Source organism: Pseudomonas syringae pv. cilantro, from assembly GCF_001293775.1.
GTDB lineage: Bacteria > Pseudomonadota > Gammaproteobacteria > Pseudomonadales > Pseudomonadaceae > Aquipseudomonas > Aquipseudomonas syringae_P.
Genome location: NZ_LGLN01000033.1, coordinates 767,518 through 782,307 on the forward strand (window position 1 = coordinate 767,518; position 14,790 = coordinate 782,307).

At 53.8% G+C, this 14,790-nt stretch carries 13 protein-coding genes and 1 pseudogene; 12 read left to right on the top strand and 2 right to left on the bottom strand.

All coding sequences use genetic code 11. From position 1 onward, the window contains the following. The first annotated feature begins 48 nt into the window (after positions 1-48). From ABJ99_RS10555 to ABJ99_RS10585, 7 genes are all read left to right on the top strand, one after another. Positions 49-1,263: an MFS transporter gene (locus ABJ99_RS10555; protein ID WP_230081007.1), complete on the top strand. Its 1,215-nt coding sequence runs from the start codon at positions 49-51 to the stop codon at positions 1,261-1,263. Continuing rightward, positions 1,238-1,930: an N-acyl amino acid synthase FeeM domain-containing protein gene (locus ABJ99_RS10560; protein ID WP_054085756.1), complete on the top strand. Its 693-nt coding sequence runs from the start codon at positions 1,238-1,240 to the stop codon at positions 1,928-1,930. Before ABJ99_RS10555 ends, ABJ99_RS10560 begins: the two co-directional genes overlap by 26 nt. Beyond that, complete coding sequence (ectB, locus tag ABJ99_RS10565) at positions 1,927-3,207, top strand: diaminobutyrate--2-oxoglutarate transaminase (protein WP_054085757.1); 1,281 nt, start codon at positions 1,927-1,929, stop codon at positions 3,205-3,207. The genes ABJ99_RS10560 and ectB overlap by 4 nt, the downstream gene beginning before the upstream one ends. After that, on the top strand, positions 3,207-3,917 hold the full coding sequence (locus ABJ99_RS10570; protein ID WP_054085758.1) for a TenA family transcriptional regulator: 711 nt from the start codon (positions 3,207-3,209) through the stop codon (positions 3,915-3,917). Before ectB ends, ABJ99_RS10570 begins: the two co-directional genes overlap by 1 nt. 7 nt (positions 3,918-3,924) lie before the next feature. Then, positions 3,925-4,371, top strand: a complete 447-nt coding sequence (locus ABJ99_RS10575; protein ID WP_054085803.1) for a cupin domain-containing protein — start codon at positions 3,925-3,927, stop codon at positions 4,369-4,371. 286 nt (positions 4,372-4,657) lie between these two features. After that, positions 4,658-5,581, top strand: a complete 924-nt coding sequence (locus ABJ99_RS10580) for a LysR family transcriptional regulator (protein ID WP_054085804.1) — start codon at positions 4,658-4,660, stop codon at positions 5,579-5,581. A gap of 390 nt (positions 5,582-5,971) precedes the next feature. After that, a complete protein-coding gene (locus ABJ99_RS10585; protein WP_054085759.1) occupies positions 5,972-6,229 on the top strand; it encodes a DUF1652 domain-containing protein in 258 nt (85 codons plus the stop codon). Between the two features lie 154 nt (positions 6,230-6,383). Here ABJ99_RS10585 and ABJ99_RS10590 read toward each other — a convergent pair whose 3' ends face one another. Continuing rightward, positions 6,384-6,977: a TetR/AcrR family transcriptional regulator gene (locus tag ABJ99_RS10590; protein WP_054085760.1), complete on the bottom strand. Its 594-nt coding sequence runs from the start codon at positions 6,975-6,977 to the stop codon at positions 6,384-6,386. Positions 6,978-7,056: 79 nt separating this feature from the next. Between ABJ99_RS10590 and ABJ99_RS10595 the strand changes: the two genes are divergently transcribed. Both ABJ99_RS10595 and hopD1 read left to right on the top strand, forming a co-directional pair. Further along, positions 7,057-7,695, top strand: a complete 639-nt coding sequence (locus ABJ99_RS10595) for an NAD(P)H-binding protein (RefSeq protein WP_230081000.1) — start codon at positions 7,057-7,059, stop codon at positions 7,693-7,695. Positions 7,696-7,968: 273 nt separating this feature from the next. Then, positions 7,969-10,086: a type III secretion system effector HopD1 gene (hopD1, locus tag ABJ99_RS10600; RefSeq protein ID WP_080378095.1), complete on the top strand. Its 2,118-nt coding sequence runs from the start codon at positions 7,969-7,971 to the stop codon at positions 10,084-10,086. A gap of 113 nt (positions 10,087-10,199) precedes the next feature. Here hopD1 and hopQ1-1 read toward each other — a convergent pair whose 3' ends face one another. Further along, positions 10,200-11,423 carry a type III secretion system effector HopQ1-1 gene (hopQ1-1, locus tag ABJ99_RS10605; protein ID WP_054085762.1) on the bottom strand — a complete coding sequence of 408 codons (1,224 nt, stop codon included), beginning with the start codon at positions 11,421-11,423 and terminating at the stop codon, positions 10,200-10,202. A gap of 412 nt (positions 11,424-11,835) precedes the next feature. On the opposite strand from hopQ1-1, the gene ABJ99_RS10610 reads away from it, so the two are divergent. The 3 genes and pseudogenes from ABJ99_RS10610 to ABJ99_RS10620 all read left to right on the top strand — a co-directional run. After that, entirely contained in the window at positions 11,836-12,411 is a 576-nt protein-coding gene (locus tag ABJ99_RS10610) for a recombinase family protein (RefSeq protein ID WP_044393483.1), read from the top strand. Between the two features lie 4 nt (positions 12,412-12,415). Then, entirely contained in the window at positions 12,416-14,053 is a 1,638-nt protein-coding gene (locus ABJ99_RS10615; RefSeq protein WP_217997736.1) for a DDE-type integrase/transposase/recombinase, read from the top strand. Further along, positions 14,043-14,790 (top strand): annotated as a pseudogene (locus ABJ99_RS10620) (ExeA family protein); the annotation flags it as partial. The gene ABJ99_RS10615 and the pseudogene ABJ99_RS10620, both read left to right, overlap by 11 nt.

The following is a 14,790-nucleotide window of genomic DNA, read 5'->3' on the forward strand; positions in this document are numbered from 1 at the left end:
CTTGGCCCCGCTCGGGGCAAGGCCTTTGAGGTGTGCGCGGTGAACGAAATGCTCGATACTCAGGAACGGCACAATATTTCCAGATTTCTCGTGGCCTCCAGTCTGTGGTTCATTTGTGTGGGGATACAAAGCGTATTTTTGCCTTGGGTGCTGATCAGCGTCGTCCATGCATCGGCTTTTCAATTTGGCATTGCCCAGATGTGCCTGATGTTGCCGGTGCTGATACTGGTGATTTATGGCGGTTACATTGCCGATCGTAAGCCGTTGCGCAAGTTGCTGGTCTGCGTGTACCTGGCCGGTGCGCTGACGGCGCTTGTTTTTGCCGTGTGGAGCTACCAGTCAGCAATGACCTACACCAAGGTTTTGATGTACGCGTTGTCATTCGGGGTGCTGTCGGCTTTCTGCGCGCCTGCCAGAGAGGTGTACCTCAATGTACTGGGCAAAAAACAACTGCAGAAGATAGTGACTGTCAATATCGGGATTGAGTTCGGGATCCAGGTAGTGGGATTTGCAATCGGCGGCATGGCGCAGAAGTTGGGCATCAGCCTGATGTTTCTGCTGTTGTCATTACTGTTTGTGATGTCATCTCTGATCGCCTCTCGTATTTCAGTGACCACACCGGGCAAGTCTCATTCAGGCCTGATCGCCGAAACGAGTGCCGCGCTACGGTTTTCCATTCAGCACCCCGTCATTTTTCCGGTGTTGTTGCTAAACGGGTTGATCGGTGTTTTTTTCCTGGGCTCTTTTTTCGTCATGATTCCAATACATGTTTCCGGATTACCGGGATATGACGCGTCTCTATTGGCAACGTTTAATATCGTGTTTATGGTCGGGCTGATCGCCTCCGTTGTTACTCTGGTCGTCAAGGGGGGGATTCATAACAAACTGCGGGCACTGATCAGTTCCTGCCTGCTCGCATCAGTGCTGCTGGCTGTCATCCCGTCCGTACTGACAGAGCGGCTTCTGTTTTTACTGGTGTTCAGTTGGGGGTTTCTAGGCGGCATTGCACTCAGCATGGGGCAGACACTGATTCAGGAAAATGCCCCTTCAGGTAATAAAGCTCAGGTTTTAGCGTTACTGATGTTGTTTTTTATGGGCGGCAGTCCGATAGGGTCCTTCCTGATGGGAGTGCTTCTTGAATTCGTCGAACCGCCCGTCGTGGGCTTCATCAGTGCGGTCGCAATGATTGTTTCAATAACGGCAGTATCCTATATATACACGCTATGGAATACACAACATGGACGGATCGACACTGCCTTGTAATGATGCTACGTCAACAGATTTGAAAGGTCGCGTGCAACTCGCACGCTCTGATCTCGAACTCGCCAGTGTCAGGGCTATCTGGCAAGAAGTTTACAGTGAGGAGCTGGGCTGGCTGGACGGTGATAACACGGATCCTCGCAATGATCGCTACCACGCCAACTCGGTATATCTACTGGCCACTGACGACAGTGGGGCACCGATTGGAGTGATGCGCATGATTATCGACGGAGACCAGGGACTGCCTATCGATAAATTTGCCGATATTTCTACACTTCGAGAAAACGCTCAAGGCACGTTGATCGAATGCGCACGGCTCATGGTCCCGGCCAGATACCGTGATCAGGTATTTGCGGCTTACCCTTATGGTATTTTTGCCGCCTTGGTAAAAGCTGCATTGCAGTATTGCCTGAAAGAAAAAAACTATAACGTCCTTGCCAATTGTTTTCTTGATACGCAAAACACACCGATAAAAGCCCTGACGCATTTGGGCTTCAAGGACCTGAATATTCACTTTAGCGATGAGCTGCATGAAACATCCGTGTGCACACTTCTGCATTTGGATATCAAGGACATGTTATCCCTGTTTTACGGCCCCGAAAAAAGCATCGGTCATTACATCATGGCGCGAGCGCAGTTTGATTCTCCAGCGCAGGGACTGCACGCATGAATCCTTCACTCTCTATTTATGAACGTGAGTCCAACGTCCGTTCTTATTGCCGTGACTGCAACGTGGTGTTTTCAACGGCGGAAGGGGCAACGATCAAAGATGTCGACGGACGTTTGTTCGTTGATTTTTTTGCAGGCGCCGGCTCGTTGAATTATGGCCACAATAACCCTCGTTTAAAAAAAGAGTTGCTGGACTACGTTCGCCAGGACGGTATCACTACGACGCTCGATTTTCACAGCGCTGCAAAATCACGGTTTATCGAACAGTTCGACCGGATCATCCTCAAGCCGCGTGGCATGGATTACAAACTGCAGTTCTCCGGTCCGACCGGGACCAATGCAGTGGAAGCTGCCTTGAAGCTGGCTAGAAAAATTACCGGACGCACCGCGGTAGCTGCTTTTACCCATGCCTTTCACGGGGTGACGCTGGGGTCGCTGGCAGTGACCGCCAACGTTGACAAAAGAGCCGCTGCTGGCGTCGAACTGTCAAACGTCATCCGGCTCCCCTACGACGGATTTCTGGGACCTGATATCGACAGTGCAGAGATTATTGAAATGATCTTTGCCACCGCCGGAGCGGGTTTTGAACCACCAGCAGCCGTTATTCTGGAGGTTGTGCAGGGCGAGGGCGGCTTGAATTGTGCTCGGCCGCACTGGTTACAAGCCATCCAGCGGTTGTGCAAAGCTTCAGGTGCGCTGCTGATCATTGATGATATTCAGGCGGGTTGCGGTCGTACGGGAACATTTTTCAGTTTTGAATCCGCTGATATCTCCCCGGATATCATTTGCTTGTCAAAGTCCATCAGCGGTTATGGCTTGCCGATGTCACTGGTACTGATAAAACCGGAGTACGACCAGTGGGCACCCGGTGAGCACAATGGCACTTTCCGTGGGAACAATACCGCATTTGTGACCGCCACGGCTGCCTTGAGCTACTGGCAAGATAACGCGTTCGAGCGTTCGATATCTGATCGGGCCGGCCTTCTCCGCGCTGCATTGGAAAAGCTGATTGCCCACACGCCACGCGAAGCGGTCAGCATTGTGGGGCGTGGCCTGTTCATGGGGTTGAAATTCGGCGATTCACGGCGCGCAAGCATGCTGTCGGCCGAGTGCCTGTCGCAAGGTCTGCTTGTGGAAACCTGTGGCCCGTTCAGCGAAGTCCTCAAACTGATGCCACCACTGACCATTGATCTACCCACACTTGAGCGTGGGCTGGATATATTGAAATTCGCCTATCTTTCTACCTTGGACAATGAATCATCGCGAGGGATTGCCTGATGGATTTTGTTGCTGAAAACACCCGTGCCTTATCTGCCTGCTCGTCGGGTAATGACTTCATACTGGAAGAACTCGCACAACTAAGAGATGACATGATCCAGCAGGTGTCCGACCATTCCTTTTTGGTTCAGTGCCGTGCGGGGACCATGCCAATAGAGCGATTGAAAGACTTTCTCGTGCAGCAGGGAAAATACAGTCGTCATTTCACCCGGTATATCTGCCAATTGATGACTCATCTTGAGGGGGACGACGATATTCTGGCGGTGTTCGAAAATTTGTTCGAAGAGCTGGGGTTTGGTGAGGTCGTCGAGCCGACGCACTCGGCTATGTATCGGGACATGTTGCGTTCCTTCGGCCTGACCCTTGAAACACAGACCACACTCCCTTCCACGCAACACCTCATCGACACCATGATGAACTTTTGCAAGCAACCCAATGGCGTTTATGGTCTCTCGGCGCTTTGCCTGGGGGCTGAGGCCATTGTTCCTCATCTGTACAGTGACATTGTCAGCGGTTTCGCAGGTCAAGGCGTCGCTGCAGAAAAGCTGAGGTTCTTCACCGTGCATATTGAATGTGACGACGGTCACGCGGACACCCTGTTGGCGATTCTTTCGCGTCTGGTGATAGAAAAACCGTCTCGCTTTGAAATCGTCCGGCACGCCGCCTTCATGATGATCAAGGCGCGACTTGAATTCCTGGATAAACTTTGAGGTGACCATGAATAACCACACTTTTTCATCGCGTGATTTTGTACATGTTCCTGCCAGCCTCGCGGTTGAAGACATCATGGGCTCACTGTTGCATGAGGGGGTCAGGAAACCCACGCTGGACGGTTTCAGCGAATCAAGAAAGCACGAAGTGCATGTCGTCGACTTGCCGTCCAGATCGATAAGCATGACGTTCGGAGCGCTTCAACCGTTACAGGGTTCCGGACTGCATCGGCACAACTATGAAACCATGATCTACATCATTTCAGGCACAGGTTTTTCGATGGTAGGAGACGCACAAGTCGCCTGGACCGCTGGGGATGCCATTTATATTCCTGTCTGGCGCTGGCACAAGCACTTCAATACTTCAGAGGATGCAGAGGTCACGTATATCGCGTGTGAAAATACTCCGTTGCTTCAGGCACTGGGTGTGGCGTTGAGGGAAGAGGCTTCCTGAACGAACTACGGCGTTCCGGGAGCGGATGGGAGCCTTGGCGTATCGAGATTTTCATCCGTAAATGGCCTTTCCGAAAACGATCTGAATGCGAGAAAATCGATTCAGCCTGCTTTTTTTGCTGCTATGCCCCCTGCTTGTCAGGAATGATTTGCGAATAGCCACTGAATGGCCTAACTATAAGGGGCGACATGGAAAGTCGGGATGCAGTCGAAAAATCCCGGAGCAGGAAACCACCCGGTTGCCAAAGTCGGCCACCCGCTTTGCACCGGGTAACCAGGGAAAGCGGATGTCTCGAATTTTTGATATTGATACAAACCTTTGGCGCACGTTCAAATCGGTGAGCGAAACTCGAAGTATCACGCGGTCTGCTGTCATTCTGTGCAAAACTCCACCTGCCATCAGCATGCAGATAAAAAAGCTGGAAGCGCTTCTGGAGCTGAAATTGTTCGTCAGAGGCGACGAGGGTTTTCGACTGACGCTGATAGGTGAAGAAGTGCTAACCGCCGCCGAAAAGATTCTCGCGATGCATGACAATCTGTTCCGGTTGAAGAACAAGAACCCTGACAGCGAATTGCGCTTGGGCATGCCGGATGATTACGCACTGTTTTTCTTGCATGGCATTGTAAAAACCCTGGCACGATCAGACCCTGCGCTTAAAATAAAACTGGTCTGCAAGACGTCATCGTTATTGATAGAAGACGTAAGGCACGGTCGACTGGACCTGGCTGTTGTCGCTGTGCCTGAGTATCAGGTTATCGAGCAGTCTGAACACATAAGGCATGAAACGCTTCACTGGATTGGCGATGCCGAGTTGGTCATGGCAGGTTATCCGATACCTTTGGTGCATTTTCCGGAAGGGTGCGTATGCCGAGCAGTCTCCGTTAAGTCCTTGGAAGTTGCTCAAATGGCGTCTGAGATACGATTCTCCTCCGAGTCCAATTTTGCTGTGTTCAATGCCATTGGCGCCGGTGTCGGCATCGGTGTCGGCGAGTGGTCACTCATCCCGGCCGATACGCCTATTATCAGAAGTTCGTTGCTCCCTCCGCTACCCACGATACGGATGTGCGTGCTCTCCAGCAGCGACCGCATTTCGAGGTCTGTCCTTGCCAGAATAAGCACAAGCGTTGTGATGAGTGTCAATAACGTCTGCGATAGAAACTTGCTTGGAAAGGTACAGCCCGAAAATACCTGTTTTGTCGGTGCTTTCTAACACATTCATTTCCTGCACCTGACCGTGTCTGGCTACCCGAAAGGGCAATCAGACCGCTCGCCATCGGATGAAAGCAACCTTCAACGAAGAAATCGAAACACGGCTACACGATAATTTGATGATGTGAAAAATATGAGAGCAGGAAAGATCTTTTTTCGGTAGTTGACGGTGTGAAATGCCCCATCATTACCCGGCGCTGAGACTGCCGTTGCCAACGCTCAGAACCTTTTAACCAGCGGTGGACGGCGACAGGTACTCAAATCGTGCGCAGGTCTTGAACGCAGCGGCCGGAACGGACAAACACCACGCCGCACCTGGCGCAGATCTGCAACAAATGTGCGTGAAACTTGTCTACACTGGGTCAGACAATTCGCCAGCAGAGGACGCACCATGTATTCAAAGCCTGATCTTCAGCGAGTTCTCGAGACAGCTTTTTTGCCCTCCAGGTGCGAATGCGTCATGGCAGCCAATGAAAGCTTCTCCGTGAAGCTTTTCGCCCCCGTATCTGGCGATATCCAGCTGTATGTGGCGGGTATGCCTCTGTCTGAGCTATCCACCAGCCGATCCATTGCGCGGCTGGTGCTCTCCCTGAAAGAGCAGAGAGATCTGATGGGGCAGATGGATTTGTCCATGAGGCGACTGGCGTAGGGCTTGATGAACTCCCCGGTATTTGTCTAGGGTCTGTTCCCGTTTCATCGCGAGCCGCGTTGCTGGGCCAAATCTCGCCAGGCCAGGCCAGGCCANGTCCTGCAACGACGCATGGCGAGATTTGGCACGCAACCCGAAGGGTCGGGAACAGACCCTAGACACTTGTATTTTTTTCAGGCCATGCCGACATTGCCATATCAACGAAATGCTCAAGCGTATGGCGAGTGGCGCCGATCGAGGGGAGGCTCACAATAGCTTGCAATACACCAAAGTAATACCAGGCCAACACATCAATATCGACGTGTGGCTCAATCTCTCCGCTCGACTGCCCTTCAGTGAGAATCTCAAGAATAATCTGTCGCTGTTGGCACGCGGCGGCGCTGGCGATAACTCGCCCTGCGACAGTGAGGTCTTCTTGTTCCGCATTACTGCGAGATATCAAGCACCCTGAGGGACTCTTCACTCCACCTTCATTCGGAAGAAACTCACGTAACAGCGCTTCCACGCGCGCTACAGAAGTCTGAGCCGGGATCGATTTCATTCGCGTTAATACGCGGTCCTTATAGAGCTCAAGAGACTCAATGAAAAGCCCGTCTTTATCACCAAATCGCTGATAAAGGCTGGATCGAGACAAACCCGTCGCCTCCGTCAGGTTGCTGATTGAAGCATTTGCATACCCGTGACGCCAGAAAACACCTATCGCGGCATTCAGCACAGCACTCTCGTCGTACTGCGGCTTACCACTCATAAAAACCTCCATTGACAAGCTGGAACGATCGGACCAAGATACATGGACCGATCGTTCCATGATACAGGCGAACTTCACGATGCTCGACCAACCCAATACGCGCTCACAACCACTGAGCATCGCTATCGCTGGTGCTACGGGCCGCGTTGGCCTGCGGCTAGTCAATAACTTAGCGGCAGACCCGGTATCGGTCATCGCGCTCACACGCCAGAAATCACCCGCATATTTTCCAGAAGGTGTCGCTTCCATAGCTGTTGATTTTGATCAGCCCGCAACGCTTGAAAAAGCGCTCGCAGGTGTCGACAAGCTGTTCATTGCGCACGGCACCTCCCCCCAGCAAGTCGCCAACGAGATTGCGCTCATTGACGCAGCCGTAGAAACGGGTGTGCGTCACATCGTGAAACTTTCAGTGATGGGGCCTGCGACCCCTATTAATCCGTTTGCATGGCATTCACTGATAGAGGCCCATTTAGGTCAACAACCCATAGCGTCCACCGTACTGAGGCCGACCACATTCATGGACGTACTCAAGCGTGCAGGCAAGTCTGTTGCTGCGGGCACTTGGGCCGGCGCAGCAGGCAATGGGTGTGTAAATCTGATAGACACACGAGATGTTGCCGATGTTGCTCGCGTAGCGTTATTAGATGTAGTGGCTTGCAATCGAAAACGACCGTGCTCGCAATCAACACACTTTTCGGCTCAGATTAACTGCGACTGACGCAGCCCTCTGGCTCACATTAGTTGCGAGCGAGCTTGCATTCAACTGCGTCTGCTTGCATTACATCGCTGGCAACTCACATTAGCTGCGAGTGAAAATGAGCGGGGCAGATCGGCAAATCCGCCGCGAGCATTTCGTCGCGCAGTGTGTCCATGTCAGTGGTGTGCTTCCCACTCGACGCATTCGCCGGTTTTGAGTCTGTTTTTGGAACCCAAGAGCCCTTGCGACCACACATTGGATCCGATTAATTCATCCGGGACAGCTAATAGAGCTATGAATCCTCTACGATCTATTCAACACAACATTACAACTCCCCCAATCAGTGGCGGTCAGCCATTAGACGCCGTGGGCCCTCAGGCCCAGCAATCCCATCCTAAAAGGATTTCACCTTCTCAATTGAGCCAAAGCGCTCACCAGGCTCTAGAACGCCTTTCAGCTAATGCCGAACACCAACGCCTTGCATCACTTGTACGCAACGCTCTGCAGGATGGCACATTTCAATTTCAATCCAGTAACCACACGCAAGTAACCTATAAAGCGTCAATCTGTCTGCCAGCTGACACCGATACCGTGAGAACCGACCACTTGATTAATAACGAGCTGACGGTTCAGGCCCAATTAAATGATCAATCGGAGTACGACATCGTCAGCGCACATTTGCATGGCTCTTCGAAAGCCATATCCTTCGACGTACCCAGCCCCCCGCCCGCACATGGTTCAGCATCTTCTGTCTTGAGTGAACGGACCCATCTAGGTATGAGTCGCGTTCTCTCACAAGATGCAGTAGACAGCAGTAGCCTGGAAACTCCGTTACTGAGCTCGCCAGACCATTCTCGTCCGCCATCACAGCCAAAGCCCGTGCATATCGGGTCGGTCCGCAGGGACTCTGGTAACCTTGTTTCCGATAACCCGGTAGTGCAGGCCCTGCTATCGTTTGCGCAGGCCGACCAGGCATTTCCACCACAGGCCGCGAGCATTGCCGGGGTCCAGCTGGAAATGCGGCCACGTCGGGATATTGAGAAAGCACTTGAGGAATTCAAAGGCGCCTTCACGGTGGAGAAGGCGCAACTGATGTCCGGTGCCAACTCGTCGGAGCGTGTAGATGAGGATGTCAACGCAGACATCCATATCCCCTTATTGCTCAAGGCCATCGAGCGGGGGGCTGCGGCATTTGGTCCAAACGCATCAATCGGTCAGAATAGCGCGAAAGCGTTTCTCGCCTCATGTGCTCCCAAGATCACGTCCAATGACGATGTCCTCTCCGAGTTCATCAACCAGAAACTCAAGGGGGATGACGATCTTCAGGTTCGCCTGGGCGCACAGGAATTGTTGCATGTAGCCACCAAGAAGGAATTCCAGCTCGGCGGTCTAGCCGGCAGCATCGGGGTCAGCAGCATACTCGGCTCGGCATGGGAGCTTGGCGCTTCTGAGCTGTTGAAAAATGCCATCTTCGGCAAAAATTTCTCACCGAGCCAATATGCCCTGCAATTGGCTGGAATCGATTCAGTGCCTCCTTTGATTATCGAGTCCATGGACACCATGTGCGTACTTGCCATCATCAAGGGCATGAAAGGTGAGGAGTGGTCCATGAGCGATCTACTTCCCAAGGCGTTGAAGGCCGGTGCCATTTCCTCGGTGGTGTCATTCCCCAATAATGTTTTGCAGTATGCAGGTTTCAAATCCAGAGTCGGCGATCTTGCGGCAAACTCAGTGACAACTGAAGCGGCCATCTTTGGCGCCGCCTCCGGTATTCCACCCGAGGTCAAGGAAAGTGAAGAGCTGATGCGTGCTGGCTTATTCCAGAGCATGAAGGACGGCGTGATGGCTCATCCAGGCGAGGGGGTGGACACCAAAAAGACGATTGAGCGGATGACGCGCCATGCGCTGGATATCGCTCCGGGCGAAAGCACCGCTGTCAAGTCCATGGGGCTGGCATCGATTGTCGGGATGATTCCACTGATTGCCAGCAACAAGGCAACCGGGCTGCTGTCGGAACAGGTACTGCGTATTTTCCGGAGCGCCGTCTTCAATCCAATCGAAGCCATCGCTCTGAACGCGTTGGCGCTTGGCGGGCGTGTCAACGTTCCCGGGCTATTTGATTCCGACAATGCCAAGCATGCACGCGTGGCACAAACCATCCTTGCGCGGGCCAGCCAGCACATGGAAGCTGGAGACCGTGACATTTCCGCAGAGGAGCTACATCAAATGCTGGCTCCCCGGAGCGAGTTCCTGCGCCATGTGGGATCTGCGATTGTCAACGGCATGAATGCCAGCTTTGAGGCAATTCCCGCCCTGGTTCGGAAGCTTGGATATGGTGAGGCTCCATTGGCCGAACGTATTCCGTATCAAGACCTGGCTGTGCCCGACACGTCGCGGCAGCCCGCACCCTGAATCATAGACGACGCGATCTACTGGACTTCACGAGCAGCAGTCAGGCGGGTAGCATGGTTTTTCACCGTGCTACCCTCGCCATCGCGGATGGCCCCACATTTGTAGGCTACGGGTCAATCTGGGGCTACCGTCGACTGGACAAGCGCAGATTTGGCTAAAGCGGACATCAATAACTTTGCTTTCTCTGGATGCATCACATCATCTGGACCTACTTGCTCTACAACACCAAATCCTTCTGTGTGTATAGCTTTTGGTTTAAATAGCAGTTTTGCCGCCCCTGGCACTGAGGCCAGTAATGTCAGAGGATCATACAGGTTTAGCTTCGTCACCTTAGGCCAGATATCTTCAAACGAACTCTCTTTATTTTTATCCAGTTGTGCTGCTTCAATCTGTGCATTCGGCATGAACGTCCGAAAGAACCATGAGTCATCCAACCCGGGAAGCAATCCAGCTTGAATACCTTCCCAGAGGCCTTTCAACGCACTCTTCTGAACGTCTCTCAGGTAGTGGCCTACTGGATGTCCGCTCCCCGCTATCCCTTCGTAAAATGAAGGCGAAACCGCCGTTTTATAGGCCGCCTCCTTTGTCACTATACGAAGTGGAATGCCAAGCTCCTGCGCTTTCCGATAAAGACTGCGCGCAGCGTCCATGTCGGTCGCATTGTTGTAAGCGCGTGCATCAGGCTGTACAAAACCATCTGCGTCCTTTAAAGGCTCGACGCCGCCCATGATGGTGATGTCATCAACCCGTTCGCGCACCATATCTGGGCAGGTAGTGATGAGCGCATTGATATCACTCATGCCTGCAATTACGACAATACCGACTCCATGTGGCGCACGGGCCAGGCGCCTACTCATGTCCTGCAAGCTGTCGCGGTGTATTTCACCAAGTCCAGCCCTTAAAGCATGACCTTCCAGTAAAAATTTGGCATGTTCCTTCGACTGAAGCGAATTCATTGCGTAATCCCGACCACGCGACACATGCACGTCATGCAACTCAAGCTTGTTGAACACGCCTTTGGCCATCTCGGCACGTTGAGAGCGAACTTCAGCATCACCCAGTGTTGCCACTACGTCCGTGATGTGCACAAAGCCCTCAGCCTGCAATTGCTTGCCCAAGGTGTAGGTCACGACATCATCTGGGTCCTTGTTAGGATCAGTGAAAAACCACGTATCCTTAGGTAAAAGGGGCTTGTGTGATCTCAGTTCGTTGATGGCCATATTTTCATCTGAGGTCAGATGAGCGTTACAGGCTCCCACTTGTGCAAGCATCGTGCGCTGTGCCGCAGTCAATAAAGCTGGCGCACTTTTCGACCGCTCCAAAACTGGGCTGCTCATGCTTGCTTGCTGAGAAAGTGCTGATTGCGCGCTACTTTCCGATGGGGTACGTGATATTTGTTTTGACTGATCTAGGATGAGACGTGAGGTGGTATGGCCTGCGGTGATAGGACGATGCATTGAGTCGACCTCCTGGATAGATGAACCTGCTGTGTGGCAAGCAACGCCGTTTCGGTTTCATCACCAGGGTCAAGTGCAGCTCGCTCCGGGTTAGAACATCTGCGGATTTGATCCGCCGGATATGCGAACCACATCTTGCTCGAGTCAAAATGTCTATCAAACGTAGGTTTGTTGGACATCAGGTCGAGATGAGATCGTCCGCTCGGGACGCTGCATTATCTGCATCCAGTAACAGCTTCCAATTTTCAATATCCGGCTACACTGAATTTTCATTGAGTATCTGGACGAAACCATGCTGATTGGATATGCCCGCGTCTCAACCGACGACCAACTACTCGATCTGCAGCGCGATGCGTTGGAGAAAGCAGGCTGTGAGCGCGTGTTCGAAGACACGGCTAGCGGTGCCAAAGCCGAGCGAGTAGGTTTGACTGCCTTGCTGACCACGCTACGCCGAGGCGATACTGTAGTGATTTGGCGCTTGGATCGTCTTGGTCGCTCGCTGAAGGATTTGATCCGGTTGGTCGAGCAGCTAGACGCCGCTAGCGTCGGTTTGCGCAGCTTGCAAGAAAGCATCGACACCGCTTCGAGTGGTGGACGTTTGATATTTCACCTGTTCGGTGCCCTGGCCGAGTTCGAACGCAACTTGATTCGTGAGCGCACACAAGCGGGATTGTCAGCAGCACGAGCACGCGGGCGCAAGGGCGGCCGTAAGAAACGGCTCGACCCCGCCAAGCAAGAGCTGGCATTGAGCCTCTACCACGAGCGAAAACACACCGTGGCAGATATTTGCCGCCTGATGGGCATCGGTCGTTCGACCCTCTACAACTATCTGACCGAGGCCGAGCGCAGTGCGCAGCGGGCGGCATAGCGCCATCCCTGACGATTCGCTGACGCAGTTGCGGCAGCGGCTTGACCGTTTGCCGAAGAAAAGCCCGGAGCGAGCTGCCCAGGTGGCCACGATAGCAGAGTTATACGGAGTGTCTCCCAGCACCGTGTACCGGGCGTTGAACCTTATCCATAAACCCCATGCGGCCCACCGTGCCGATCACGGTAAGCCGCGCGTATTGCAGCAAGCCGAGCTGGAACGCTACTGCGAGCTGATTGCGGCGTTGAAGCTGCGCACGACGAATAAGCAAGGTCGGCATCTTTCCACCGGTCGCGCCATTGAGCTGCTGGAAGACTACGGAGTGGAAACCGCCCAGGGGCTGGTCAAAGCCCCGAAGGGGGTGCTGAGTCGCCCTACGATCAACCGCTACTTGTCTCTGTGGCGACTGGATCAGTCGCGATTATTGCGGCAACCGCCTGCCGTTCGGTTTCAGGCTGAGCACAGCAATGACTGCTGGCAATTCGACCTGTCGCCTTCCGAGCTCAAGCACATCGACAAGCCTGAATGGATTGACCTGAGCAAGGGTGAACCGACGCTGATGCTGTTCAGCGTGGTAGATGACCGCAGCGGTGTGGCTTACCAGGAATACCACTGCGTTTACGGTGAAGACGCGGAAACGGCGCTGCGCTTTCTGTTCAACGCCATGGTACCGAAGGCTGACCCGACCTTTCCGTTCCAAGGCCGTCCCAAGATGATCTACCTGGACAACGGCCCCGTGGCCAAACGTCGCGTTTTCCAGAACGTCATGCAGGCGCTCGGCATCGAGTGGCAAACGCACATCCCGGCCGGCAAGGATGGCACCCGCACCACGGCTCGCTCAAAGGGCAAGGTTGAGCGGCCCTTTCGTACTGTGAAGGAAGCCCACGAGACGCTGTATCACTTCCACAAGCCGGAAACCGAGGTGCAGGCCAACGAATGGCTGATGCGTTACCTGGTGCGCACCTACAACGTGCAAGGCCATCGCAGTGAGCCGCATTCGCGGATCGAGGACTGGCTGGCCAATCTGCCCGCCGAGGGACTGCGCGAGATGTGTACTTGGGAGCAGTTCTGTCGCTTTGCCCGTGAGCCCGAGCGCCGCAAAGTTGGCGTCGATGCGCGCGTCACCATCGAGGGCACAACCTTTGAGGTCGAGCCTGACATGGCGGGAGAATCCGTGGTGTTGCTCTGGGGACTGTTTGATAACGAGCTGTATGCCGAGTTCAATGGCGAGCGCTTCGGCCCTTTCTACCCGGTGTCCGGCCCCATTCCGTTGCATCGATACAGAACGTTCAGGCGTGGCAAGGCCGATGAACGATCCGAACGCATCCGTTCACTGGCCGATCAGTTAGGCCTGCCCATCGCCGCGCTGGCCGGGAACGACGTGAGGCTGACACCGTCCGCCGTTCCCGTGGAGTTGCCACGTCTGCCTTTCGATGCTGAAGCGCATGAGTACCACTTTCCCAATGTTATCGCCGCCAAGCTGGCCGTCTCCAACGAACTGGCGCTGCCATTGGCCAAGATTTCGGAAGAGGATCAAGCGTTTATCCAGCAGGTGGTGAGCGAGACCTTGATTCGACGGGTTGTCCTAGATCGCGTCAGGGGCTACTTCCGTCACAAGAAAACAGGAGAGGACTATGCGGGTTGAAGTGATGCAGCACTACGGACTGACTCTGCCGCTAAACCAAGCCGGTTATTTTGAGACTGCCCATCATCAGCAACTGATCAAAGACATCAAGGGCGCGATCTTCGAAGGCCGCTTGATTGCACTCTGTGGCGTCATCGGCAGTGGCAAAACCGTGATGCTGCGACGGCTTCAGCAGGTGATGGAGGCAGAGAAGAAAATCACCGTGTCCAAGTCCCTCGCCATTGAAAAGCACAGCATCAAACTGGCCACCTTCATCGCCGCGCTCTACTACGACTTGTCCACTGAAAAGCAAGTTCGCATCCCGACCCAAGGGGAAAAGCGTGAGCGCGATTTGCGCGAGCTGGTGAAAAAGAACAAACGCCCAGTGGCACTGTTCGTGGATGAGGCCCATGACCTCAACGGCCATACGCTGACCGGGCTTAAGCGCTTGATGGAGCTGGTCGAGGACGGTGACGGTCGGTTGTCAGTGGTGCTGGCCGGGCATCCCAAACTGCGCAACGATCTGCGCCGGCCGACGATGGAGGAAATTGGCTACCGCACCGACATCTTCTCACTCGACGGCATCGCTGGCAGTCAGCGTGAGTACATCCACTGGCTGCTGGAGACTGCACGGAGGGCAGGGTTGACGCTGAATCGATTCTGACCGAAGACGCCATCGACCTGCTCGCCACCAAGTTGCGCACACCGCTGCAAATCCAACTGCACATCAGCCTGGCACTGGAGGCCGGTTACCTGAC